The 24000-nt window shown below is 73.3% G+C and carries 17 protein-coding genes; 11 read left to right on the top strand and 6 right to left on the bottom strand.

Annotated features, from left to right (window positions below; all coding sequences use genetic code 11):
• The first annotated feature begins 165 nt into the window (after window positions 1–165).
• Window positions 166–369, top strand: a complete 204-nt coding sequence (locus H7965_RS10205; protein ID WP_186770469.1) for a cold-shock protein — start codon at window positions 166–168, stop codon at window positions 367–369.
• Window positions 370–613: 244 nt separating this feature from the next.
• A complete protein-coding gene (locus H7965_RS10200) occupies window positions 614–1423 on the top strand; it encodes a class I SAM-dependent methyltransferase (protein ID WP_186770468.1) in 810 nt (269 codons plus the stop codon).
• A 3-nt stretch (window positions 1424–1426) separates the two neighbouring features.
• On the opposite strand, the gene H7965_RS10195 is transcribed toward H7965_RS10200, so the two are convergent.
• Window positions 1427–2470 (bottom strand): NAD(P)/FAD-dependent oxidoreductase, encoded by a 1044-nt coding sequence (locus H7965_RS10195; protein WP_186770467.1) that lies wholly within the window; start codon window positions 2468–2470, stop codon window positions 1427–1429.
• 143 nt (window positions 2471–2613) lie between these two features.
• On the opposite strand from H7965_RS10195, the gene tsaE reads away from it, so the two are divergent.
• From tsaE to trxA, 6 genes are all read left to right on the top strand, one after another.
• A complete protein-coding gene (gene tsaE, locus H7965_RS10190) occupies window positions 2614–3087 on the top strand; it encodes a tRNA (adenosine(37)-N6)-threonylcarbamoyltransferase complex ATPase subunit type 1 TsaE (RefSeq protein WP_186770466.1) in 474 nt (157 codons plus the stop codon).
• Entirely contained in the window at window positions 3084–4061 is a 978-nt protein-coding gene (locus H7965_RS10185; protein WP_186770465.1) for an aminoglycoside phosphotransferase family protein, read from the top strand. Before tsaE ends, H7965_RS10185 begins: the two co-directional genes overlap by 4 nt.
• Window positions 4062–4131: 70 nt before the next feature.
• Window positions 4132–4860 (top strand): nucleotidyltransferase family protein, encoded by a 729-nt coding sequence (locus tag H7965_RS10180; protein ID WP_186770464.1) that lies wholly within the window; start codon window positions 4132–4134, stop codon window positions 4858–4860.
• A 22-nt stretch (window positions 4861–4882) separates the two neighbouring features.
• Window positions 4883–7957 carry a double-strand break repair protein AddB gene (addB, locus tag H7965_RS10175; protein ID WP_186770463.1) on the top strand — a complete coding sequence of 1025 codons (3075 nt, stop codon included), beginning with the start codon at window positions 4883–4885 and terminating at the stop codon, window positions 7955–7957.
• 6 nt (window positions 7958–7963) lie between these two features.
• Window positions 7964–11368 carry a double-strand break repair helicase AddA gene (gene addA, locus H7965_RS10170; protein WP_186770462.1) on the top strand — a complete coding sequence of 1135 codons (3405 nt, stop codon included), beginning with the start codon at window positions 7964–7966 and terminating at the stop codon, window positions 11366–11368.
• A gap of 107 nt (window positions 11369–11475) precedes the next feature.
• Entirely contained in the window at window positions 11476–11805 is a 330-nt protein-coding gene (trxA, locus tag H7965_RS10165; protein ID WP_186770461.1) for a thioredoxin TrxA, read from the top strand.
• Between the two features lie 245 nt (window positions 11806–12050).
• Here the strand turns inward: trxA and H7965_RS30825 are convergent, their stop codons facing one another.
• The 5 genes from H7965_RS30825 to H7965_RS10110 all read right to left on the bottom strand — a co-directional run bounded on the left by H7965_RS30825 (window position 12051) and on the right by H7965_RS10110 (window position 21260).
• Window positions 12051–16190, bottom strand: coding sequence for a calcium-binding protein (locus H7965_RS30825; protein ID WP_229682569.1), 4140 nt, complete (start codon window positions 16188–16190; stop codon window positions 12051–12053).
• Between the two features lie 93 nt (window positions 16191–16283).
• Window positions 16284–16658: a VOC family protein gene (locus tag H7965_RS10125; protein WP_186770460.1), complete on the bottom strand. Its 375-nt coding sequence runs from the start codon at window positions 16656–16658 to the stop codon at window positions 16284–16286.
• Window positions 16659–16660: 2 nt separating this feature from the next.
• The gene (locus tag H7965_RS10120; RefSeq protein ID WP_186770459.1) at window positions 16661–19264 is read right to left on the bottom strand and encodes a TIGR02302 family protein; all 2604 of its coding nucleotides are present in this window, start codon (window positions 19262–19264) and stop codon (window positions 16661–16663) included.
• Window positions 19261–20613: a diaminopimelate decarboxylase gene (gene lysA, locus H7965_RS10115; protein ID WP_186770458.1), complete on the bottom strand. Its 1353-nt coding sequence runs from the start codon at window positions 20611–20613 to the stop codon at window positions 19261–19263. Before lysA ends, H7965_RS10120 begins: the two co-directional genes overlap by 4 nt.
• 104 nt (window positions 20614–20717) lie before the next feature.
• Window positions 20718–21260, bottom strand: coding sequence for a transposase (locus tag H7965_RS10110; RefSeq protein ID WP_261394142.1), 543 nt, complete (start codon window positions 21258–21260; stop codon window positions 20718–20720).
• A gap of 295 nt (window positions 21261–21555) precedes the next feature.
• On the opposite strand from H7965_RS10110, the gene H7965_RS10105 reads away from it, so the two are divergent.
• From H7965_RS10105 to H7965_RS10095, 3 genes are all read left to right on the top strand, one after another.
• The gene (locus H7965_RS10105; RefSeq protein ID WP_186770456.1) at window positions 21556–22842 is read left to right on the top strand and encodes an MFS transporter; all 1287 of its coding nucleotides are present in this window, start codon (window positions 21556–21558) and stop codon (window positions 22840–22842) included.
• 57 nt (window positions 22843–22899) lie between these two features.
• Window positions 22900–23088 carry a twin transmembrane helix small protein gene (locus H7965_RS10100; RefSeq protein WP_186770455.1) on the top strand — a complete coding sequence of 63 codons (189 nt, stop codon included), beginning with the start codon at window positions 22900–22902 and terminating at the stop codon, window positions 23086–23088.
• 160 nt (window positions 23089–23248) lie between these two features.
• Window positions 23249–23998 carry an electron transfer flavoprotein subunit beta/FixA family protein gene (locus tag H7965_RS10095; protein ID WP_186770454.1) on the top strand — a complete coding sequence of 250 codons (750 nt, stop codon included), beginning with the start codon at window positions 23249–23251 and terminating at the stop codon, window positions 23996–23998.
• Window positions 23999–24000: the final 2 nt, after the last annotated feature.

Below are 24000 nucleotides of genomic sequence, written 5' to 3'. Positions count from 1 at the left end.
CGTTGACTTCAACTGACCGATCTGGCTCAATTTCAACGCCAGCCGTACTTCGACCGCCTTGCCGTGCCTCCCCGGAAACCCCGGGCGCCCTCAAGCCGATCCAGCGGTTGCTAATCCGCGCGGACGATCGGCGTCCGCGCCATTGCGCAGAGGAGGGTGTGTCGCATGGCGACCGGCACCGTGAAGTGGTTCAACGCAACCAAGGGCTTCGGCTTCATCGTCCCGCAGGATGGCGGCAAGGATGTGTTCGTGCACATCACCGCCGTGCAGAAGGCCGGGCTGCAGGGCCTCGATGAGAATCAGAAGGTCAGCTACGACGTGGTGATGGAGCGCGGCAAGGCCGCCGCGGCCAACCTCAAGCCGTTGTAGCCGTGGCGTGGGCGGGGCCCGTCCGGGCTTCGCCCCGCTTGCCGTGGGAATAGGTGGCGTGGCGGCTCGCGCAAGGCCGCCGGCCATTCCTCCTGCGCCCGGCTTCGAAGCGATTTCAGCGCGACGATTTGACGCGGGCCCTTCGCGGTCCGGCTGAAACACCTGTGGCGTCCTGCCCCGGCCGTGGAGCAGGCTGCGCCATCCGGCAGGCGGCAAGCGCCGGCCAGATCGGGAGTTTCAGACGATGCCCCGGACTGATGCGGTCTTTGCCGGCTCCATCCCGCAGCTTTATGACCGCTACCTCGGCCCCACGCTCTTCGCGCCCTATGCCGCCGATCTCGCGGCCCGGCTGACCGGGTTGCGCAGCGGCCGGCTGCTGGAGGTCGCCGCCGGCACCGGCATCCTCACCGCCGCCCTCGCCGCCTTGCCCGGTGTCGAGATTACCGCCACCGACCTCAACCAGCCGATGCTGGACCATGCCGCGGCGAAGCCGGGGCTGGCCCAGGTGCGCTTCCATCAGGCCGATGCGCTGGCCCTGCCCTTTGCCGACCAGGGCTTCGACGCGGTGCTATGCCAGTTCGGCGTCATGTTCTTCCCCGATCGTCCCGCCGCCTTCCGCGAGGCGCGCCGCGTCCTGAAGCCGGGCGGCCGCTTCCTGTTCAACTGCTGGGGCAGCATCGACGACAACCCCGTCGTCGCGGTCACGATCGACGCGCTGGCCCGGCTGTATCCGCGTCACCGCTCCTGGTTCATGGAGCGCATCCCGCATGGCTATAGGGATCCGGGGGTGATCCGCGCCGATCTCGCCGCAGCCGGCTTTCCCGACTGCCGGATCGAGGCCGTCGCTCTCCGCGGCCCCGTCGCCTCGGCTGAGGCGCTGGCGACCGGCTTCTGCCAGGGCACGCCGATGCGCACGGAGCTTGAGGCGCTGGACCCGGACGGGCTGCCGCGCGCCACTGAAGCCGCCGCGGCGGCGATCGCGGCGCAATACGGCAGCGGCGCCTTCGAGGCGGAGCTCTCCGCTTTTGTCGTGGAGGCAGGCCGCCCGGCGTAGCTCTTACGCCACCGGCACGCCCTTGCTGGTGCTGTACTCGAAATGCAGCGCTTCTCCGGGGAAGACCCTGGGATGGATCGCGTGCGCTGCCATCGCCGCCTCGGAGAAGCCCTGCAGGATCAGCTTCAGCTTGCCGGGATAGGTGGCGATGTCACCGATGGCGTGGATGCCGTCGAGGTTGGTCATGCAGGTCGAAGGCGCCACGGTGACGTGGCTGCGCTCCAGCCCCAGCCCCCATTCGGCGATCGGGCCCAGCTCCATCGACAGCCCGTAGAAGGGCAGCAGATGGTCGGCCGGCACGGTCTTCGTCTCGCCCTTCAGGGTCGCCAGCACCACCCCGGTCATGCGGGTGCCGTCGCCCTCCAGCCCGTGGAGCTGGTAGGGGATGGCCATCTCCACCTCGCCCCGCGCCGCCGCCTCCTCCAGCCGGACGCAGCTTTCCGGCGCGGCGCGGAATTTCGGCCGGCGGTGGACCACGACGACATGCGCCGCGATCTCCTTCAGGCTCAGCGCCCAGTCCACGGCGCTGTCGCCACCGCCGGCGATGACCACCCGCTTGCCGCGGAAATCCTCCCGCCGCGCCACCAGGTAGCGCACCGCGCCGCTGGCCTCGTAGCCCGGCAGCCCGGCCAGTGGCGGCCGGTTCGGGCCGAAGGCGCCAGCGCCGGCGGCGATGATCACCGCCTTGGCCCGCACCCGGTCGCCGGCGCTGGTGCCGAGCTCCCACTCATCGTCCAGGCTGCGCAGCCGCTCCACCCGCCGTCCCAGCAGGTAGAGCGGGTTGAACGGCGCCGCCTGGGCCTCGAGTTTCTCGATCAGCGCCGCGCCGTCGATCGCCGGATGTGCCGGGATGTCGAAGATCGGCTTTTCCGGATAGAGCGCGGTGCATTGCCCGCCGACCGCGTCCAGCGCGTCGATGACGACGCTGCGCATCCGCAGCATGCCACATTCGAACACCGCGAACAGCCCGACCGGGCCGGCGCCGATGATCGCCACATCCGTCTCGACCGTCACGCCGGAGGCGCCGAGGCCGGGCAGTTCCGCCATGGGTATCTTCCCCGCTGAAGCCGCTGCATCTAGAGGAGTTGGCATGGCGGACCAAGCCCCGCCACCACAAGGCTTGAAGCGTGGTGGCCCGGCTGGGCAAATGGTCGCCCATTCCCCGGAGTCGCAGGATTCTCGCCGCCCCCATGGCCACCCCGATCACCCTGGCGCTGCCCGACCTTGCCGCCACCGGCAGGCTCGCCGCCCGGCTGGCGCCTGCCGCCCGGCCGGGCGACGCGTTGCTGCTGGACGGCCCGCTCGGCGCCGGGAAAAGCGCCTTCGCCCGCGCCTTCCTGCGCGCCGCCACCGGCGACCCGAGGCTGGAAGTACCCTCGCCGAGTTTCACCCTGGTGCAGAGCTACGACCTGCCGGGCGGTGTCCAGGCGCATCATTACGACCTCTACCGGCTCGCCGGCCCGGCCGAGATCGCCGAGCTGGGCTGGGAGGAGGCGCGGCAGGACATCGTCTTGGTGGAATGGCCGGACCGGCTGGGACCGCTGGCGCCGGATGACGCGCTGCGCATCACCCTCGCACCCGGTGCCGAGGAGGACGCCCGCATCGCCACGATCTCCGGCTGGCCGGACCGCCTGCCCTCGCTGCTGGTGGGATTTTCGGCATGAGGCACCCGGACCCCTTCCTCGCCGCCCATGGCTACGCTGGGGCGGCGCGCCAGCCGCTGCCGGCCGATGCCAGCCTGCGCCGCTACACCCGCCTCCTCGGCGGCCCGCGCCCGGCCCTGCTGATGGATGCGCCGCCGCCCGAGGATGTGCGGCCCTTCACCCATCTCGCCCGTCACCTCGGGCGGGCCGGCCTCTCGGTGCCGGAGATCCTGGCCGAGGACGAGGCCGCCGGTTTCCTGCTGATCGAGGATTTCGGCGAAGCCAACCACGCCACCCTGCTGGACGCCGGCGCCGACCCCATCCCGCTCTACGCCGAGGCGGCCGAGGCGCTGGCGGCGCTGCATGCGGCGCCGGTGCCGCCCGGCCTGCCGGCCTGGGACGCCGCCGCCATGACCAAGGCGACGGCGGCGACCTTCCTCGACTGGTGGTGGCCCGCCGCCTTCGGTGCCCCGCCGGGCGCCGCGGTGCGGCAGGAACTGGCGGCGGCGCTGCATGCCATGCTCGCCCCCTATGCCGAGGCCCGCGGCATCGTCCACCGCGACTATTTCCCGGCGAATCTGATGCGCCTGCCGGGACGCGAGGGGCCGCGCCGCACCGGTATCCTCGACTTCCAGGACGCCGCCACCGGCCACCCGGCCTATGACTTGGTCTCGCTGGTCGAGGATGCCCGGCGCGATGTGGCGCCGGAGGTGCGGCGCGCCGCCATTGCCCGGTATTTCGCGGCGCGCCCCGGCCTCGACCGCGGCGCCTTCCTCGGCGCCATGGCGGCGCATGGGGCGCAACGCCACCTGCGGGTCGCGGCGCTGTGGGTCAGGCTCGACAGGCGCGACGGCAAGCCGCATTACCTGAAGCACGGGCCGCGCTGCTGGGCCCTGCTGGAGCGTGCCCTGTCGCAACCCGCCTGCGCCCCGCTGCGCGACTTCCTGGATGCGCATGTGCCTCATGCCCTGCGCCGCAATCCGGAGTCCGGATGAGCCCCGCCGCCGCCCGCCTCCGCGTCCATTCACGCCGCGCCCTGCAATCCCCCACCGGTTGGAGCCGGCCATGATCACCCCTACCCATGCCATGGTGCTGGCCGCCGGCCTCGGCCTCCGGATGCGGCCGCTGACCGAAACCACCGCCAAGCCGCTGCTGGTGCTGCACGGCCGGAGTCTGCTCGACCGCGCGCTGGACCGGCTGCGGGATGCCGGCATCGGGCAGGCCGTGGTCAACGCCCATTGGCACGCCGATCAGGTGGCCGAGGCGGTGGAGCGGCGCGAGGCGCCCCGCGTCACCCTGCAGCATGAGGCGAGTTTGCTGGAGACCGGCGGCGGCGTGACGCGCGCCCTGCCGCTGCTCGGCCGCGCGCCCTTCGTCGTTGCCAATGGCGACAGCGTCTGGCTGGACGGCCCGACCCCGGCGCTGGCCCGGATGGCCGCCGCCTTCGACCCGGCGCGCATGGACGGGCTGCTGCTGCTGGTGCGCTGCGCCCAGGTCGATGGCGAGATCGGCCGCGGCGATTTCCTGCTCGACCCGCTCGGCCGGCTGCGCCGGCCGAAGGAGCTGGAGCTGGCGCCCTATGTCTTCGCCGGGGTGCAGGTCCTGGCGCCGGCGCTGTTCGATGATGCGCCGGAGGGTGCCTTCAGCCTGAACCGCCTGTACGACCGCGCCATCGAGGCCGGCCGGCTCTTCGCCCTGGTGCACGATGGGGTCTGGTTCCACCTCTCCACCCCACTTGACCTGGAACGTGCCGAGGCGGCGATGCGGGCCGGGCTGGTGAAGGCACCGTTCTGATGGGGCATGCCAGGCCAGGGTCATGAGCCTCTACGACATCCCTGCCCATCTGCCCTTCCTCGACTGCCTCGCCGATGGCGTGCTGCGGCAGGTACCGGGCGATGCGCCGGAACGCCTCTCCCGCACCACCATCCTGCTGCCCACCCGCCGGTCCGCCCGCGCCTTGCGGGTTGCCTTCCTGCGCGCTGCCGATGGCAGGGCCCTGCTGCTGCCGCGGATGCGGGCGCTGGCCGGCCTCTCGACCGAGGATGCCGACGAGCTGGCCCTGCCGGCGCTGCTCGACCTGCCGCCGGCGGTGGAGCCGCTGCGCCGGCAGGCGGTGCTCACCGGCTTCGTCCAGCGCCTGCCGCGCGACCGCGGCGGGGCGGCGACGCCGGAGCAGGCCTGGTCCCTGGCCGGGGCGCTGGCGACGCTGCTGGACGAGATCGCGCTGGAGGAGAAGGACCTCGACCTGCTGGCCGAGAGCCCGCCGGAGGCGCTGAACGAGCATTGGCTGGAACGCCTCCAGGCGTTGGTGCCGGAGACCCATGCGCAGCACTGGCAGATTACCCTGACCTTCCTGCGCGGCGTCATGGGCGCCTGGCAGGGATGGCTGGAGACCGAGGGGCTGCTCGACATCGGCATGCGCCGAGCCCAGGCGCTGCGGGCCCAGACCCGCGCCTGGGAGGACGCGCCACCGGCGGATCCGGTGATCGCCGCCGGCATCGGCGTCGGCGGCACCATCCCGGCGGCGGCGGGGCTGCTGCGGGTGGTCGCGCACCTGCTGCCGCAGGGCTGCGTGGTGCTGCATGGCGTCGACCGGCTCTCGGCCGAGGCAGTGTGGGACGCCATCCGCGAGGCCCCGACCCACCCCTATTGCGGCCAGCAGCGGCTGCTGCAGTCGCTCGGCGCGACACGGGAGGATGTGCGGCCCTGGCCGGGCTGCGCGGCGGCGGCGCCCGGCGTGCCGGAAGGCCGGCCCGAACTGCTGGGCATGGCGCTGCGCCCAGCCGCCGGCCTGCCGGCGTGGCAATCCCGCCGCCCGGCGCAATGGCGGGCCGCGATGCAGGGCCTCTCCCTGCTGGTCGCCCCGGATGCCCAGGCCGAGGCCGCCGCCATCGCCCTCTCGCTGCGCGAGGCGCTGGAGGACCCGAAGGCGCATGTCGCGCTGGTGACGCCGGACCGCGACTTGGCTCGCCGCGTCACCGCGGAGCTGGCCCGGCACGGCGTCGCCGCCGATGATTCGGCCGGCGAGCCGCTCGGCCAGACCCCGGCTGGCGCCTTCCTCCGGCTGCTGGCGCGGATGGTGGCGACCGGATTCGCCCCGGTGCCGCTGCTGGCCGCGCTGAAGCACCCCCTCTGCGCCGGCGGCTGGCCGCGCGGCCGCTGGGTGACGGCGGTCAGGCGGCTGGAGCACGCGGCGCTGCGTGGGCCGCGCCCGGCCGCGGGGCTGGAGGGGCTGCGCGAGGCGGCGCTGGCCGGCCTCTCCCGCGAGCGGGATGCCGCGGTGCTGGCCGAGGTGACGGCGCTGCTCGACCGGCTGACCGAAGCGCTCGGCAGCTTCGCCCGCCTGCCGGACAGCCCGGCCCGGCCGCCGGCCGACCTGCTGGCGGCGCATCTGGCGGCGGCCGAGGCGTTGGCCGGCACCGAGACGCGGCCCGGCGGGCTCCGCCTCTATGGCGGCGAGGAGGGGGAGGCGCTGGCCGGGCATCTCGCCTCGCTGGGCCCGGCGATGGCGGCGCTGCCGCCGATGGCGCCTGCCGCCTGGCCGGCGCTGTTCGACGCCACGATGGAAGGCGCCGCCGCCCCCAGCATCCGCGGCACCCGGGGCCGGGACCATGGGCCGCATCCGCGGGTCGAGATTCTCGGCCTGCTGGAAGCCCGGCTGCTGACCTTCGACCGGGTGGTGCTGGGCGCGCTGGACGAGACGGTCTGGCCACTGGCCACCGACCCCGGCCCCTGGATGAGCCGGCCGATGCGCCGCGACTTTGGCCTGCCGGAGCCGGAGGCCCGCATCGGCCGGGTCTGCGCCGATTTCCTGCTGGCCGCCTGCGCCGCGCCGGAGGCGGTGCTGTCCCGCGCTGGGCGGCGCGGCGGCGCCCCCACCGTGCCGGCCCGCTGGCTGACCCGGATCGAGACCTTCCTGCGCGGCCAGACCGATGAAGCGACGCCGCAAGGCTTGGCGCTGCCGGCCAGCCCGGCGCATGGCTGGGCGGCGCGGCTGGACCGGCCGGCGCGCGTCACCCCCTGCGACCGCCCGGCGCCGCGCCCGCCGCGCGCCGCCCGGCCGCGCAGCATCGCGGTGACCGAGGTGGAGACGCTGCTGGCCGACCCCTATGCCTTCTACGCCCGGCGGGTGCTCGGGCTGCGCGCGCTCGATCCGCTCGATGCCGATGTCGGCGCCGCCGACTACGGCAACCTCGTGCATGCGGCGATGGCCCGTTTCATCCAGGGCCTCGGCGTCTGGCCGGGCGAGGCGGCGGCCGCGGCGCTGTTCCGGGACGCAGCCACGGCAGCGCTGGAGGCGGCCGGCGCCCGCCCCGGCCTCGCCGCCTTCTGGCGGCCGCGGCTCGCGCGCATCGGCAGCTTCGCGGTGGCGGCGGAGGCCGAGTTGCGGCAGGTCACCACCAAAAGCCAAGTGGAGCTGAAAGGCGAGCTGAAGCTGCTGGGCGGACAGGTAAGGCTGACCGCACGGGCCGACCGGATCGACGTGCTGCCGAATGGCAAGCTTGCCATTCTCGACTACAAGACCGGCTCGGTGCCCAGCGCGAAGCAGGTGCGGGAAGGCCACAAGCCGCAACTCGTGCTGGAGGCGGCGATGGTGGCGCGCGGCGGCTTCCCCACCGTCACCGGCGATGCCGGACGGCTCGACTATTGGCGGCTGACCGGCGGCCCGACCCCTGGCGAGGTCACCACCGTCTGCGACAACGCCCAGGAGATCGCCGATCTGGCCGAGGCGGCGCTGGAGGAGGTGCAGGCGCTCGCCCAGCGCTTCCTGCTTGGCGAGGCGCCCTTCCTCGCCTGGCCGCATCCGGGGCGGGAGCCGGCGGGCGATGATTACGACCATCTCTCGCGCCGCGCCGAATGGGCCGGCGCGGAAGACGCGGCGGAGGGGTAGGCCCGCATGACCACCGCCCTCGCTCCCCGCGAACAGGCCGCGCTGGCCCAGCGCATCGCCTCCGACCCCCGGCTCTCGGCCTGGGTCGGCGCTTCCGCCGGCTCGGGCAAGACCAAGGTGCTGACCGACCGGGTGCTGCGGCTGCTGTTGCAGGACGGCCAGGCCGCCAACCGCATCCTCTGCCTGACCTTCACCAAGGCGGCGGCGGCGGAGATGGCGACGCGCCTGGCCCGCCGGCTCGGCGACTGGGCGGTGGCGGATGATGCGGTGCTGGATGCGCAGCTCGCGGCGCTCGGCTGCGAGCCGGGCGAGGTGCTGCGCCGGCGTGCCCGCACCCTGTTTGCCGAGGTGCTGGAACTGCCCGGCGGCATGCGCATCAGCACCATCCATTCCTTCTGCCAGTCGCTGCTGCACGCATTCCCGCTGGAAGCCGGGTTGCCGCCGCAATTCGGCGTGCTGGAGGACATGGACGCCGCCAGCCTGCTGGCCGATGCGCGGGAGGCGGTGCTGGCCGGCCAGGCGCCGGAGGCGCAGCTTGCGCTGCTCGCCGGCCTCGTCAGCGCCGATGATTTCTCCAGGACCATCGCCGCGCTGATGCGGGAGCGGGAGCGGCTGGGCCTTTGCCTGCGCGCCAGCAACGGCCTGCCCGGGCTGCGGCTGCGGCTGGCGCAGCTGCTCGGCCTCGCGGACGGCGAGGACGGCGACGGCGTGACCGCGACGCTCTGCCTGGTACCGGACTCCGTGGCGCAAACCGCGGCGGCGCTGCTGAACCACAAGAACAAGCAGCCGCGCGAGCTCGGCGCCGGGGTCCGCGAATTCCTGGCGCTCGGTCATGAGGAACGGGCGCTGCGCGCGCAGGAATGGTGCGCCCTGTTCCTCACCAAGACCGGCGAGCCGCGCAAATTCCTGCTGGACGAGCCGGTACTGGCTGCCGAGGCGGAGCGCATTCTGGCGTTGCAGCAGAAGCTCGCCGCCTGCCGCCTGCTGGAGGCGACCGAGGCGCTGCTCGCCCTGGCCGGCCCGGTGCTCGGGCAGTTCGAGGCGCGGAAGCTCGCCTCCGGCCTGCTGGCCTATGACGACCTCATCGCCATCGCCCAGCGGGTCCTGCAGGACCCCGGCAGCGCCTGGGTGCTGTTCAAGCTGGATGGCGGTCTCGACCATGTGCTGCTGGACGAGGCGCAGGACAGCAACCCGGCGCAATGGGGCATCGCCGCGGCGCTGACCGAGGAATTCTTCGCCGGGGAGGGCGCAAGGCGCGACAGCGATCGCCTGCGCACCATCTTCGCCGTCGGCGACATCAAGCAATCCATCTATGGCTTCCAGGGCGCCGACGCCTCCGGCTTCGGCACCTGGGAAAGCCGCTACCAGCGCCGCATCACCGCCCAGGGCAGCAGCTTCCGCAAGGTGGAGCTGAACGTCTCCTTCCGCTCCACCGCGTCGGTGCTGGCGCTTGTCGATGCGGTCTTCGCCGAGGGCGACGCCCGCGCCGGCGTCGTCGAGGATGGCGTCACCCTCGTCCACCGCGCCGACCGCGAGGGCCAGGCCGGCATGGTCGAGCTCTGGCCGCTGCTGCGCCCGGCGGAGAAGCCCAAGCCCACCGCCTGGCTGGTGCCAGAGGCGCCGGAGCGCGTTGCCGATGCGCCCACCCTGCTGGCCGAGGCGCTGGCCGCCCGCATCGCCGCGATGGTGGGGCGGGAGGATCTGCCGGCCCGCGGCCGGACAATCCGCCCCGGCGACATCCTGGTGCTGGTCCGCCGCCGCACCGCCTTCCAGCAGCGGCTGGTGCGGGCGCTGAAGGAACGCGGGGTACCGGTCGGCGGCGTCGACCGGCTGAAGCTCGTCGAGCAGATCGCGGTGCAGGACCTGCTCGCCCTCTGCGACGTGCTGCTGCTGCCGGATGACGATCTGCAATTGGCGGCGCTGCTGAAGAGCCCGCTGCTCGGCCTGGACGAGGACCAGCTCTTCGGCCTGGCGCACGATCGCACCGGCACGCTTTGGGGCGCGCTGATGCGGCATCGCGGCGGCATCGGCGCGCTGGCCGCGGCGGCGGATTGGCTGGCGGGCTTTGCCGACCGGGCCGATCTTGTCACCCCGCACGCCCTGCTCGCTGCGGTGCTGGGCGAGGCCGGCGGCCGGGCCCGGCTGCTGGCCCGGCTCGGCCCCGATGCGGTCGACCCGCTGGATGAGGTGCTGAACGCCGCGCTGGACTTCGAGGCGCGGCACCCGCCGAGCCTCCAGGGCTTCGTTCACTGGCTTCGCCAGGGTGGCGCCGAGATCAAGCGGGAGGCTGAAGGCGCCGCCGACGCCGTCCGCATCATGACGGTGCATGGCGCCAAGGGGTTGCAGTCGCCGGTGGTGATCCTCCCCGATGTCGGCAGCGGCAAGGGCCCGCAGGCGATCCGCTGGGGCGCGCTGGATGGCGTGGAGCTGCCGCTCTGGGCGCCGAACAAGACCTTCCACGCGGCGGCCTATGCCCAGGTGCTCGCCCGCGACGAGGTGCGGCGGCAGGAGGAGGAGAACCGCCTGCTCTACGTCGCCCTGACCCGGGCCGAGGACCGGCTGCTGGTCTGCGGCTGGGGCGATGCGCCGAAGGGCTGGTACGCCCAGGTCGCCCAGGGCTTCGGCCGGCTGGCCGGCGCCGCCGAGGTGGCGTTCGACGCCGCCGCCTTCGGCGCCCCCGCCGCCTGCGACTTCGCCGGCCTGCCGGCCCTGCGCCATGCCTGCCAGCAGATCCTGCCGGCCGCCGCGGAACGCGCCGGGGAGGCCGCCGAGGACACCGGCCCGCTGCCCGAATGGGTGACCCGCCCCGCCCCGCCCGAGGCGGCCGAGGCGGCCATCAATCCCTCCGCCCTGCCTGGGGAGGAGCAGACCCCGGTCGCCGCGCCGCATGGCACGGCCGACCCCGGCGGGCGCCGCTTCCGCCGCGGCCGGGTGGTGCATGCGCTGCTGCAGCACCTGCCCGACCGGCCGGAAGGGGAGCGGGCCGCCGCCGCCCGGCGCTTCCTGGCCCGCCCCGGCCATGGGCTGACCGAAGCGGAGCAGGCGGAGACCCTGGCCGAGGTGCTGGCGCTGCTGGACACCCCCGCCATCGCCGCCGCCTTCGCCCCCGGCAGCCTGGCGGAGGCGCCGATCGCCGGGCAAGTGGGTGGCCAGCTCATCGCCGGCCAGGTGGACCGGCTGGTGGTGACGTCGGACCGGGTGCTGGTGCTGGATTACAAGACGAACCGCCCGCCGCCGGCGACGGCGGAGGATGTGCCGCCGCTCTACCTGCGGCAGATGGCGACCTACCGGGCGGTGCTGCGCCAGGCCTTCCCCGGACGGTCGGTCGATGGCGCCCTGGTCTGGACCTATGGCGCTCGGCTGATGCCATTGCCGGAGGGGTTGCTCGATAGGCATGCGCCCACGGCATGACCCTGGCGCATGCCGGCTTCGCCCCCACGCAAACCTTGACCCGGCCGCCCCGGCGCCCGACTTTGCGGCGATAATGGGGCGCATCGCCCCGCAGCGAGGCCATATCGATGAGCGAACTCACCAAGGCCGTCACCGACGACAGCTTCAAGCAGGATGTCCTGGCCGCCCCTGGCCCGGTGCTGGTCGATTTCTGGGCGGAATGGTGCGGCCCCTGCCGGATGGTGGGCCCGATCCTGGACGACATCGCCAAGGAGTATGAGGGCAAGCTGACCATCGCCAAGGTGAACATCGACGAAAATCCGATGACGCCGAACGAGTATGCGGTGCGCGGCATTCCGACCATGCTGCTGTTCAAGGACGGCAAGCTGCTGGACACCAAGGTCGGTGCCCTGCCGAAGGGCGCGCTGAAGGACTGGATCGCCGGCAATATCGGTTGAGCCAGCCGGGGCGACGGCCCGGCCCTGGCAGGCTGCGAAAAGGAGCGATACGCCCCCGACCCCGCCCTGCGCGGGCCTGACCCACGCATCTGGACGTCCAGCAAGACCAGATAGTTGGCGGTGGCTGGGTCAAGCCCGGCCATGGCGGAGAGGTGGCGGTCCCGGACACCGTCCGGGGTTTCGGGAGCTTGCCAGGCCAGAGCGGACCGCTGTCCCCATTGGGCAGCGGTCCTGTCCAGGCCCGCTCAGCCGAAGACGAAGTCGCCGGGCTGCAGCGCCGCCTTGGCGACACCCTGCAAGGTCAGCGTATCACCGCTAGCGAAGCTGACCAGCAGGTGCTGGCCGTACTGCACCGTCAGCGCCAGCAGCCCGGCGAAATCGGCGACGCCCATGCCGCGCAGCTCGATGCGGTCCACGCCCGGGGTGAAGTCGCCGATCACCCCCTGCCCGGTGCCGCGACTGATGATGAAGGTGTCGGCACCGGCTTCGCCGAACAGCACGTCGTCGCCGCCCTGGCCGTCCAGCGTGTCGTTGCCGGCGCCACCAAACAGCCAATTCGCCACGCCATTGCCGATCAGCAGATTGTCGCCTTGGTTGCCGATGCCAAAGGGCGTGGTGCCGAGCAGGACCACCGCCTCGATGTTGGCGGAGAGGTAATAGCCCGCACCGACAATGTCGGCGTAGACCGTGTCGTAGCCTTCGCCGGGAAGCTCGAACACCAGATCGGCCGGGGTGTCGACGTAAAATACATCATCGCCCGGCCCGCCGTAGAGGTGGTCGTATTCGCCGAAGCCCGAGGCGCCGTCCAGCGTATCCTTCCCCGGCCCGCCGACCAGCATGTCGAAGACGGAATCCGGGCCGCCGATGAGGGAGTCGTCGCCCTCCTCCCCATACAGCGCATCGGCGCCTTCCCCGCCCCGCAGGATATCGTTGTCCTCGCCGCCATAGATGTAGTCGAGGCCGGCACCGCCTTCGATGATGTCGTCGCCGGCCTCGCCCTGGATTACATCGGCGCCGTCGCCGCCGGGCAGCGCGTCGGCGCCCGCGCCGCCGAACAGGTAGTCATTGCCGGCACCGCCCTCGATGCGGTCGTCGCCGGCCTCGCCCTGGATCACATCGGCGCCGTTGCCGCCGAGCAGCGTGTCAGCGCCTGCGCCGCCGAACAGGTAGTCATTGCCGGCACCGCCCTCAATGCGGTCGTCGCCGGCCTCGCCCTGGATCACATCGGCGCCCTCGCTGCCGAGCAGCGTATCGTCACCTTCGCCGCCGAACAGATGGTCATTGCCGGCGCCGGCGGCGATATTGTCATCGCCCTCGTCGCCGGACAGCGTATCGTCGCCTTCGCGGCCGAGTAGCGTGTCGTCGTCCTCACCGCCGAATAGGTTGTCGTTGCCGCTGCCGCCATCCAGCCTGTCGGCGCCGGCATTGCCGTGCAGGGTGTCGTTGCCGGCGCCGCCCAGCACGGTGTCGTCGCCCTCATTGGCCAAGACCAGATTGTTGCCCGCATTGCCGGTGATGCGGTCGGCGAAGCCGCTGCCGCGCAGATGGCCGATCAGCACCAGCGTATCGATGCGGCCCCAGCCATCCTGCACCTGGCCGGTGCCGAGGTCGGCGATGATGCCGGCGGGATCGCCGGCGTAATCGGCGGCGACCAGCGTGCCGGCGTAAGGCGCACGCAGCATGTCGTTGCCGGCCATGCCGCGCAGGAAGGTCGTCATCCCCGGCACGGCGCGGCCGGTCATGTCGTCCGAAAGCTGCGTGCCCCAGGCGGATTCGATGTTCCGTAGCGTATCCGTGCCGCCCCAGGGGTCGGTGGCGATGCCGGTCGCCAGGTTCAGCACCACGCCCTGAGCCGGCAACGCCGAGCCGGGGGCGATCACATCGTAGAAGACGATGTCGTGGCCGCCGGCGCCATCCAGCATGTCGTTGCCGGCGGCGCCGGCCAGCCGCTCATCCGCCGTGGAGCCGAGGATGCTGTCGTCGCCGGCGCCGCCCACGGCGGCCTGGATGTTGCTCAGCCGGTCGATGCCGCCGGGCTTCAGCGCATAGGCGGATTCGAGGATGCCGCCATGGCTGGTGCGGGCCAGCACGATGGTGACGGCGCCGCTGCCGGCGTAGCGGTATTCATTGATGCCGCCGCGGCCGTCGATGCTGCGGTTGCCGTCCCGGCCGGACAGGAAGACATCGTCGAAGGCCGAGCCGCTGACGGTATCGTGGAAGGCGCTGGCCAGCAGCACCCGGCGGATGCCGAGCAGGGTATCGGTGCCGCCCCACCCATCCGTCGCGGTGCCGAGGGCGAGGTCAACCACCACCGCCGCCGGACTGTTGGCGTAGGAGAGCTGCACGCCAGTGGTACCATTGCCGATGATCCGGTCATTTCCGGCGCGGCCTTCCAGGGTCAGCGCGTAGAAGCCGTTGACGGCCGCGCTGGCGTCGAGCGTGTCATTGCCGGCGGTGCCGGTCAGCGCGTGGATATCGGTGAAGCTGTCGGCGCGGCCGCCGGGCTTGGCGGTGGTGCCGGCGCCGGTGCCGGTGAAGGTGACCGCTAGCGGGCCGCTGAAGCCGGCGTAGCTCAGCGCATTGCCGGCGCCGGCGCCGCCCTGGATCAGATCGCTGCCGGCGCTGCCGATGAAGCTCTCGCCCAGGCTGCCGCCGGTCAGCGTGTCGTCCCCGGCGGTGCCGGCGACGGCATATCCACCGGCGAGGCTCAGCAGCGTGCCATCGTAGAAATCCGCCGCGCCGATGGTGACATCGGCACCGGCGCCGCCGAAGCGGACCACCAGGTCGGTGGTATCCAGCCTGCCGTTGCGGTCGAGGTCGAGCACCAGCCAGCCACCCGCCGGCTGGCCCGCCACCAGCGCCGGTATCCAGTGGAGCTGATATGCCGCCAGCCCGCCGAGCGGCTGCGCCGGCAGCGCCATCCCGGCCGACAGCGCCGCCTGCGGCCGCAGCGTGCTGCCGTTGAACACCAGCGGCCGGGCGATGCCATCGGCGCCCATATAGGTGCCGGCGGTGGCGCCGCGGCCATCCGCCAGGCCCCAGAAGCCGTCGCTGAGGCGGATGCGGTCGCCCTCCGCCCGGCTGAAGCCGATGACGCTGTCCATCGTGCCCAGCGTCGACCAGGCGGCCTCACCCATTGCCTGCAGCAGCAGCGTGTCGGCCCCGGCGCCGCCGGTCAGCCTGTCTGCGCCGAGGCCGCCCTCCAGGCTGTCGTCGCCTGCCCCGCCCTCCAGCAAATCGGCGCCGGCGCCGCCGAGCAGCAGATCATCCCCGGTGCCGCCATACAGGGTGTCGTTGCCACCGCCGCCGTCCAGCGTGTCGTTGCCGGTGCCGCCGACCAGCCAGTCGGCGCCCTCGCCGCCGGTCAGGCTGTCCTGCCCGGCGCCGCCGTCCAGGCTGTCGTCGCCCTCGCCGCCGAGCAGCGTGTCGTTGCCATCGAGCCCGGCCAGGGTGTCGGCGCCGGCGAAGCCGAGGATGCTGTCGGCATCACTGCCGCCGACCAGGCTGTCGCCGCCAGTGGTGCCGGTGGTGGCGAAGGTTCCGGCGATGAAGCTGGCCGCGGTGATCGGCGCGCCGCCGGTGGTATCGACGCGCATCACCAGGTCGCCGGCGCCGAGCACGCCGTCGCGGTTGACGTCGAGCAGCACCCAGCCACCGGTGGTATCGGGCTGCCAGTAGAGGGTGTAGGCGCGGCCGCCGGTCCGATCCGGCAGCAGAATGCCGGCGGCCAGTGTCGCCCGCGCCGGCAGCGATCCGCCGAAGCCCACCGGCAGCAGTGGCTGGCCAGCGACGGCGAAGCTGCGCGTGGCGATCGGCAGGATGGCGCCGCCGACCGCCTGGCCGCGCAGCACCAGCAGGTCGCCCTGTGCCGCGGCGAAATCGGTGACGCGGTCGATCGCGCCGAGGGTGCTCCCGACCGCGCCGATCCCCTGCAGCACGAAGCGGTCGGCGCCGAGGCCGCCGCTCAGCCGATCCACGCCGTCCCCGCCGAGCAGCGTGTCGTCGCCTGCGCCACCGCCCAGCGTGTCAGCCCCGGCGCCGCCCTGCAGCGCATCGTTGCCGGCGCCGCCGGCCAGCGAATCCGCGCCGGCGCCGCCGATCAGGCTGTCATCGCCGCTGCCGGCCGTGAACCACACCTCCTCGATGCCGGTGGCACTGGTGCCGGCGAGGTCGCTGACCAGATGCGGCGCCAGCACGAAGACCGTGAGCCCGGCGGTGGCAGCGGAGCGATCCACCACCGCGCGGTCCTGGCCCCCCCCGCCATCCAGCCTGTCGCCCCCGGCTCCGGCCAGCAGCGTGTCGTCGCCCGCCAGCCCGAGCATGAGATCGGCGCCGGCGGTGCCTTGCAGCAGGTTGTGGCCGGCGGTGCCCGTGACGGTCGGCATGAAGCTCCACCCGCCGCCGGGGATGTCGCGGCGGGCCGGGGAGGCCAGCCTATCCGGGCGGCGGTTGAGAAAGCCTGAAGCCGCGCCGCGCGCTCACCCGCGCGGGAAGGTCGCCGCCTCCAGCCGGTTGCCGTCCGGATCGCGGATGAAGGCCGCGAAGTAGCCGGTCATCGCCGCAGGGCGTGGTCCGGGGGCGCCGTCGCTGCGACCGCCGGCCGCCAGCGCGGCGGCGTGGAACGCCCGCACCGCCGCCTCATCCGCCGCCCGCAGGCAGAGGTGATGCCCCGGGTCTTCGGGCGCCGCATGATCCTCCCGCAGGTTCAGCCACAGCTCCGGATAGCGCTTGCCGTAGCCGAGCTGGCGCGGCCGCTCCACCAGCCGGGTCAGGCCGAGCGGCGCCAGCGCCCGGTCGTAGAAGTCGCCGGCCGGCGCCAGCGCGCGGACCGGGATGGAGGCGTGGTCGATCATCCTCAGAACCGCTTCAGCAGGCGGTCGATGTATTCCAGCTCCTCGGCAGGGCGCTCGCGCTCGCCGCCGCGGCGGCGCAGCTCCTCCTGAAGCTGACGGGTGCGCAGCATCTCCGCCTCATCCGGCACCCTTGTGTCGGCGCCATTGTCGGCGGTGCCGCTGACGTCGCGGGAGCGGCGGCCGAGCGGATCGCGCCCCTCGCCCTGGCCCTGCGCCTGGTCCTGGCCATTGCCGCCCGGCTGCTGGTCGCCCGCCATGTCCTGCGGGTCGCCATCCTCCTCGCCATCCTGCTGGCCCTGGCCGAACTGCCGCTGCATGGATTGCGCCATCTGCCGGCCGCCTTCCTGCAGGGCGCGCAGCGCCCGCTGCTGGGCGTCCCGCGCATCGCCGTTGCGCAGGTGCTCCTGGGCCTCCCGCATCGCCTGGTCGGCGCGGCCGAGGCCTTCCGGCACCTCTCCGGTCAGGTCACCGAATTGCTGCATCAGCTCGCCGAGGGCGCGGCGCAGGGCGCGCTGGCGACGGCCGTCCTGGTCGCGCTCGGCCTGGGCCTCCGGACTCTGGCCCGGCTGGGGCTGCGCCTGGGGCGGCTCCGGCGGCCAGCGGAAGCCCGGCATCTGCTGGCGCTGCTGGCGGCTGCGCTGGGCCCGGTCGCGTTCCTCCTCCTCCGCCCGCTGGTGGCTGCGGTCGAGCATCTCGGACTGGCGCTTCACCATGTCCTGCACCACGCCCATCTGCTGCTGGCCGCGTTCCCGGCGCTGCCGGCGTTCCGGGCTTTCGGCGCGCTGGGCGCGGCCTTCCTCCAGCGCCTTCAGCATCTCCTCCAGCTCGGCCAGCTCGCGCCTCGCGTCCTCGGTGCGGCCCTCGCGCGCGGCTTCCTCCATCCGGCGGGTGCGGCGGTCCATCTCCCGCTGGTCCATCAGCCGGGATTGCGGGTCGAAGGGGATGGCCTCGGCATTTTCCCGCTGCAGCCGCTCGGCCAGGGCTTCCAGGTGCTGGCGGATGGCGTCGCGCAACTCCTGGATGCGGCGTTCCAGCTCGGCCCGCTGCTCCGCCTGGGCCGGGTCGTCGCGCGGCAGCTGCTCGGCCTGGTCGAGCGCCTGGCGCAGCGCCTCCCGCGCCTGTTGCAGCGCGCGCAGCGTGCGGCCGTCGCGGCCTTCCTCCAGCGCCAGGGCAGTCTCCCACAGCAGCTCCTGCACCTCGGCCACCGCCTCCGGCTTGCGGTCGAAGACGAGGCGGGAACGGGCGATGCGCAGCGCCAGATAGGTCGCGGTGTCGTGCTCGAAGGCGTCCGGCGCGGCGGCCAGCGCCTCCAGCTCCCGCCGCGCCGGGCCGCGCTGGCCGGGCTCCAGCGAGAGCCGCTTGCGCAGCGCGATCAGCCGCTTCGCCACCGCATGGTTGAAGCTGCGTTCCGGCAGCACCAGCCGGGCCGGCTCCGACCGGCCTTCCTGCTCCGCGCCGTCGCGGGCGAAGAGCCGCGCCTCCACCTCCAGCCCGGCCCAGGGATGGGCGGAAAGGTCGGGCTGGGCGTTGCCGCGGGCCTGCTTCGGCCGGCCGCCGGGCAGCGGCAGTTCCAGGACCATCGCCGGCGCATCGGGCCGCGCCACCAGCAGCAACTCGGCCCGCAGCGTGGCGAGGCCCCAGTCATCCTCCGCCTGCCAGGGCAGCCGCGTGGCGAGGCCGCGGGCGGCGCGGGCGGGCGGTTCGGCGAATTCGACGCTCGGCGGCGCATCGGCCTGCACCGCCAGGCTCCATTGCGCCAGCTCGGCGCCGTCGCGCCGCACCGCGAGGCGCACCCCCTGGTTCAGCGCCGTCTCGGCGGTGAAGCTGCTGCCGTCCAGGGCGCGAAAGGCGGTGGTACCCTCCGGCGTTACCAGCTCCGGTGCGGAACCCCCGGCCGGGCTGCCGCCGGAGAGCGAGACCTGCAACCGGCTGCCGGCCGGCACCGTGGCACTGCCGCCGGCGGCGTCGAGGAAGACCGGCGCGGCGCCGGTATAGCCCGGCGGCGTCACCCAGGCTTCCAGCCGCAGCGCCGGCACCGGGGCAGGGCCGGCGAAGGCGGGGGAGAAGGCGCGGCGGAGGCGTTCCGGCGCCTCGGCCCCGGCGATGACCAGCGCCGCCACCAGCCCGAGCGCCAGGGCGCCACGCAGCGCGACCGGGTCGCGCGCCGGCAGGCCGGGGTGCGGCGTGCCGACCTTGAGTTGGCGGATCTGCGCCGCGGCGCGCTGCTGGTGCACCTGCCACAGCGCCAGCGCGGCGGGGTCGTCGCCGGCCGGGTGGTCGGCCAGCGCCGCCAGCGGCCGATGGCGAAGGCCGGAGGCGCGTTCCAGCCGGCGTTCCGCCACCGCCGCGCCGGGTAGGGCGAAGCCGCGGAAGCCGCGCCAGGCGGCGTAGCCAAGCGCCGCGGCGAAGCCCAGCAGCAGCAGCAGGTGCAACCTCGGCGGCAGCAGCGCCGGCACATCGAGCAGGGCAAGAATGCCGAACAGCCCGGCGATGCCGAGCACCGGCCAGGCGCGCGGCCAGACCCCTTCCCAGGCCAGGGCGAGCCGCGCGAGGCGGCGGCGGCGCCGGAGCGCCGCGGCCAGCCCGGCGGGCCCGCCCCCGCTCACGGCTGCGGATTCCCGAGCCAGGCCGGCTGGCGCTGGCCGGCGAGCATCTCATCGAAGCCCTGGCGGTCCCGCACCACCGCGAAACGGTCGCCATCGACCAGGACCTCGGCGGCCAGGGGCCGCATGTTGTAGGTGCTGCTCATTGCCGCGCCATAGGCTCCCGCATCCAGGAAGGCGACCAGCGCCCCGGGTGTCAGAGATGGCAACGCCCGGCCCCGCGCGAAAGTATCCCCGGTCTCACAGACCGGACCGACCACATCGGCGGGGGTGAGCGGCGAGGCCGCCGCCACCGGGGAGACCGGCAGGATGCCGTGCCAGGCCTCGTACATCGCCGGTCGGACCAGGTCGTTCATCGCCGCGTCCAGCACCAGGAAGCGTCGCGCCGCGCCTTGCTTCTGCAGCACGACGGAGGCCAGCAGCACCCCGGCCGGGCCGGCGATCCAGCGGCCCGGTTCCAGCATCACCGGCAGGCCGAGCGGGCCGAGTGTCGTCTTGATGGCGCCGGCCAGGGCTTCCGGCAGTGGCGCCGGCTCGTCGCGGTAGGGGATGCCGAGGCCGCCGCCGCAATCCACATGCTTCACCGGCAGCCCGGCGCCGCGCAGCGCCTGCACCAGCTCGGCGAGGCAGGCATAGGCGGCGCGGTAGGCGGCCATGCCGCTGGTGATCTGGCTGCCGATGTGGGTGGCGACGCCGACCGGCTCGATCCCCGGCAGGGTCGCGAGGCGGGCGTAGAGGGCAGGCGCGTCGTCGATGGCGACGCCGAATTTGTTCTCGCTCTTGCCGGTGGTGATCTTGGCGTGGGTGCGGGCGTCCACGTCGGGGTTCACCCGCAGCGCCACCCGGGCGGTGCGGCCGAGCGAGGCGGCCAGCGCCGAGAGCATCCCGGCTTCCTCGGCGCTCTCGATGTTGATCTGCAGGATGTCCTCGGCGAGGGCGAGGCGCAGCTCGCGCTCGGTCTTGCCAACGCCGGAGAAGACGATGGTGGAGGCGGGGATGCCGGCGGCGCGGGCGGCGCGCAGCTCGCCCTCCGAGACCACATCAGCGCCGAGGCCCTCGGCCGCCAGCACCCGTAGCACCGCGAGGTTGCTGTTGGCCTTCACCGCGTAATGCACGCTGGCCCGCAGCCCGGCACCGTCCAGCGCCGCCTTCAGCGCCCGGGCGCGGCGGCGCAGCGCGCCGGCGGAATAGACCCAGGTGGGGGTGCCGGCGACCTCGGCGATGCGGGCGAGGGGGACATCCTCCATCACCAGCCCGTCGAAGGCATGCATCTCAAGGTGCGGCCGCGCGGCGAGAAGCTCGGCGAAGCTGGGGTCGGGGTCGGTGTCGAGGACGGGGAGGGGGGTGACCATTGTCCTATTGTGCGGTGCCGAAGGGGGGTGGGACAAGCGGGATGGAAGCAAGAGCGGAGGAAGGCACTTCCCCCGAGCCTCCTTTGTTTTCTCCGGGTCTTGCCTCATGGCGGGGCCAGCTTCTTCGACCAGACCGGGCGGCCGCCGGCGTGCTGGAGGCATTTGCCGAGCAGCGTGAGCAATCCCGGTCTTGGCCGCTGTTCCGGCAGGCGGTCCAGCACGGCATTGGTGAAGGCATGCAGGGCCTGGGACAAATCCCGGTTCGGCATGAACCAGGGCAGCATCGGCAGGGCGCTCAGCAGGCCAAGGCCGCGGGCGAGGCCGATGCCGGCCATCCCCAGCAGCCGCATGGCGCGGCGGGCGAGGCGGCAGATCCAGTATTCCATCGCCCGCAGCATGGCCGGGGCCCCCGGTGCCGCCAGCGCCCGCAGCAGCCCGGACCAGACCCCGGCATGGGCGAGGCGGCGGAACTGCCGGGCGATGCTGAGGGGCCTGGCGTCGGTCTCCGGCAGGTCATGCCACGGACAGCCGGTGACGCAGGCGTAGAGCATGGCATCCATCCGCGCCCGCGGGTCGCGATCGGCCGTCCGGCGCCGCGCGGGGCGGAGGGATTGGCGCGCAGCAGGTGCGGCGCGAGGGCGGCCCATTCGGCGTCGGTCAGTGGGGTCCAGGGGCGGCGGGGGGTGACGTGGCGCATTGGCCGGGGTCTCGCGCAAAACCCGAACAAAATACGAACATTATTGCGAAGTCAATGCACTCTCCATCGCCCCCCGGCCGGCCATCCTTGCCCCACACGCCATGACGGGCCTGACCCGGCCATGACGGAGAAAGGTGGAGGCAGGCCCGGCCAGGACGGGAGAGGTGCGCTCCGGCCATTCTGCATTGCACACTCAGGTTCGGCGGCTTGCCGCAGCGCAGCACCGGCGGCAGGATGTCCCTCGCATGCCCCCCATACCCGCCGCAGCCCTTCCCCCTGGCCCCTCCGTCTGGCTGGTGATGCTGGCGCTGCTCGGCACGCATCTGGCCGGCATGGGCACCTTTCTCACCCTGCCCGTCCTCGCCCCGGCCATCGCCGCCGAGTTCGGGCTGGCGCCGAGCCTCGCCGGCGTCCACACCGCCATCGCCTATTCCGGCGCCATGCTCTCCGGTCCGCTCACCCAGGGGTTGCTGCGGCGGCATGGCGGCATCCGGGTCTGCCAGGGCGCGCTGGTCGTCATCGGCCTCGGCATCGCCCTGGCCGCGCTCGGCCATCCGCTGGCGCTGCTGGCCTCGGCGCTGGTCGCCGGCTTCGGGCATGGTCCGCTGACCCCGGCCGGCAGCCATGTGCTGGCGGCGCGCACCCCGTCGCAGATCCGCAGCCTGGTCTTCGGCCTGAAGCAGACCGGGGTGCCGGCCGGCGCCATGCTGGTCTCGGTCATCGCCCCGGTGGTCGGCGCCGCCTGGGGCTGGCGCGCAGGCGTGCTGGCCATCGCCCTCATCGCCCTGCTGCTGGCGCTGGCGCTGCAACCGCTGCGCGCGGTGCTGGACGCCGACCGCGACCCCGCCGCGCCGCGTGGCGCCGCCTGGCGCGACGCCATCGGCAGCCTGCTGCTGCTGCGCGACGCGCCGCAGCTCCGGGCCACCACGCTTTACGGCTGCGGGCTGGTGATCGGGCAATTCGGCTTCTTCTCCCTCTTCGTCGCCTGGCAGGTGGAGGTGCTCGGCACCCCGCTGGTCGAGGCCGGGGTGACCATGGCGATCGGCCAGGCCGCGGGCGTGATCGGCCGGGTGCTCTGGGCGGTGCTGGCGGACCGCTTCGGCGCGCCGCCGGTGCTGGGTGTGATCGGCCTCGGCGCGGCCGCCGCATCGCTCGGGCTGGCGCTGGCCGATGCCAGCCTGCCCTCCGCCGGGGTGGTGGCGCTGGCCGCCGCCATGGGTTGCTTCGCGGTGGGCTGGACCGGCGTGCTGCTGGCCGAGGTCGCCCGGCTGGCGCCGCCCGGCCGGGTTGGCGCGGCGACCTCCGCCATGGGCTTCGCCATGGCGCTGACGCTGATCGTCTCGCCCGGCCTGCTCTCGGCGCTGGTCTGGCTGACCGGCGGCTATGCGGCGGGCTTCGGCCTCTGCGGTGGGCTGGCGGCGCTGGCGGTGGTGGTGCTGCGGCGCGGGACACGACTGGGGCGGCAGGACGGAACCCGGGCCGGGATCGCGGTTTCTCCCACCAGCTCCAGGAGCGGCGGGCCGGCTGCCTGACCGGCCCGGGCGCCGCCGAGCCTGTCAGCGCCGGGGGCCAGTGGTATAGGGGGCCCCATGATCACGCTGCTCACCATCCTGACCGGAATCGCCATGCTGGCGACCCTCGGCACGCTCTTCGCCGGCATGCTCGGCCTGGTGCGCCAGGACGACCCGGTGCGGTCGAACCAGTTGATGCGTTGGCGGGTGATCCTGCAGGGGGTGACGGTGGCCCTGTTTGTCCTGCTGCTGGTGGTCTCCCGGTGAGGCTCCGGCCGGCAGCGCTGGCGGGTGTTTTGACAGCGCTGGCGGCGCCGCCCTATTTTGCCGCCGGTTTTCGTGGGGCCCCGGCCCCGCAGGTGCCCTGGGACATCCCACCGGGCGCCGGGCGGACTCAGCAACAGCGAAGCAGGAAACGGCAGCGGCGATGAAGCTCCTCGTCCCCGTCAAGCGGGTGGTCGACTACAACGTGAAGGTCCGCGTGAAGGCGGATGGCACGGGCGTCGAGACGGCGAACGTCAAGATGTCCATGAACCCCTTCGACGAGATCGCGGTCGAGGAAGCGGTGCGCCTGAAGGAAAAGGGCACGGCGACCGAGGTCATCGCGGTCTCCTGCGGCCCTGCCGCCTGCGCTGAGCAGATCCGCACCGCGCTCGCCATGGGCGCCGACCGCGGCATCCTGGTCGAGCATGACGGCGTGCTGGAGCCGCTGGCGGTCGCCAAGCTGCTCAAGGCGATCATCGCCAAGGAGAGCCCGCAGCTTGTCATCCTCGGCAAGCAGGCGATCGACGACGACATGAACGCCACCGGCCAGATGCTGGCGGCGCTGCTGGGCTGGCCGCAGGGCACCTATGCCAGCAAGGTCGAGCCGGCCGATGGCGGGCTGACGGTGACCCGCGAGATCGACGGCGGCCTCGAGCGCGTGCAGCTCAAGCTGCCGGCGATCGTCACCACTGACCTCCGGCTGAACGAGCCGCGCTACGCCTCGCTGCCCAACATCATGAAGGCGCGCAAGAAGCCGATCGAGACGGTGAAGCCGGCCGATCTCGGCGTCGATGTCACGCCGCGGCTGACGGTGCTGAAGGTGGAGGAGCCGCCGAAGCGCCAGGCCGGCAAGAAGGTCGCCTCGGTGGCCGAGCTGGTCGACAAGCTGCGCAACGAAGCGAAGGTGATCTGAGC

Origin of the sequence: Siccirubricoccus deserti (genome assembly GCF_014283215.1) — a bacterium.
GTDB classification, from domain to species: Bacteria; Pseudomonadota; Alphaproteobacteria; order Acetobacterales; family Acetobacteraceae; genus Siccirubricoccus; species Siccirubricoccus deserti.
This window is presented reverse-complemented; position numbering and strand designations above follow the sequence as displayed.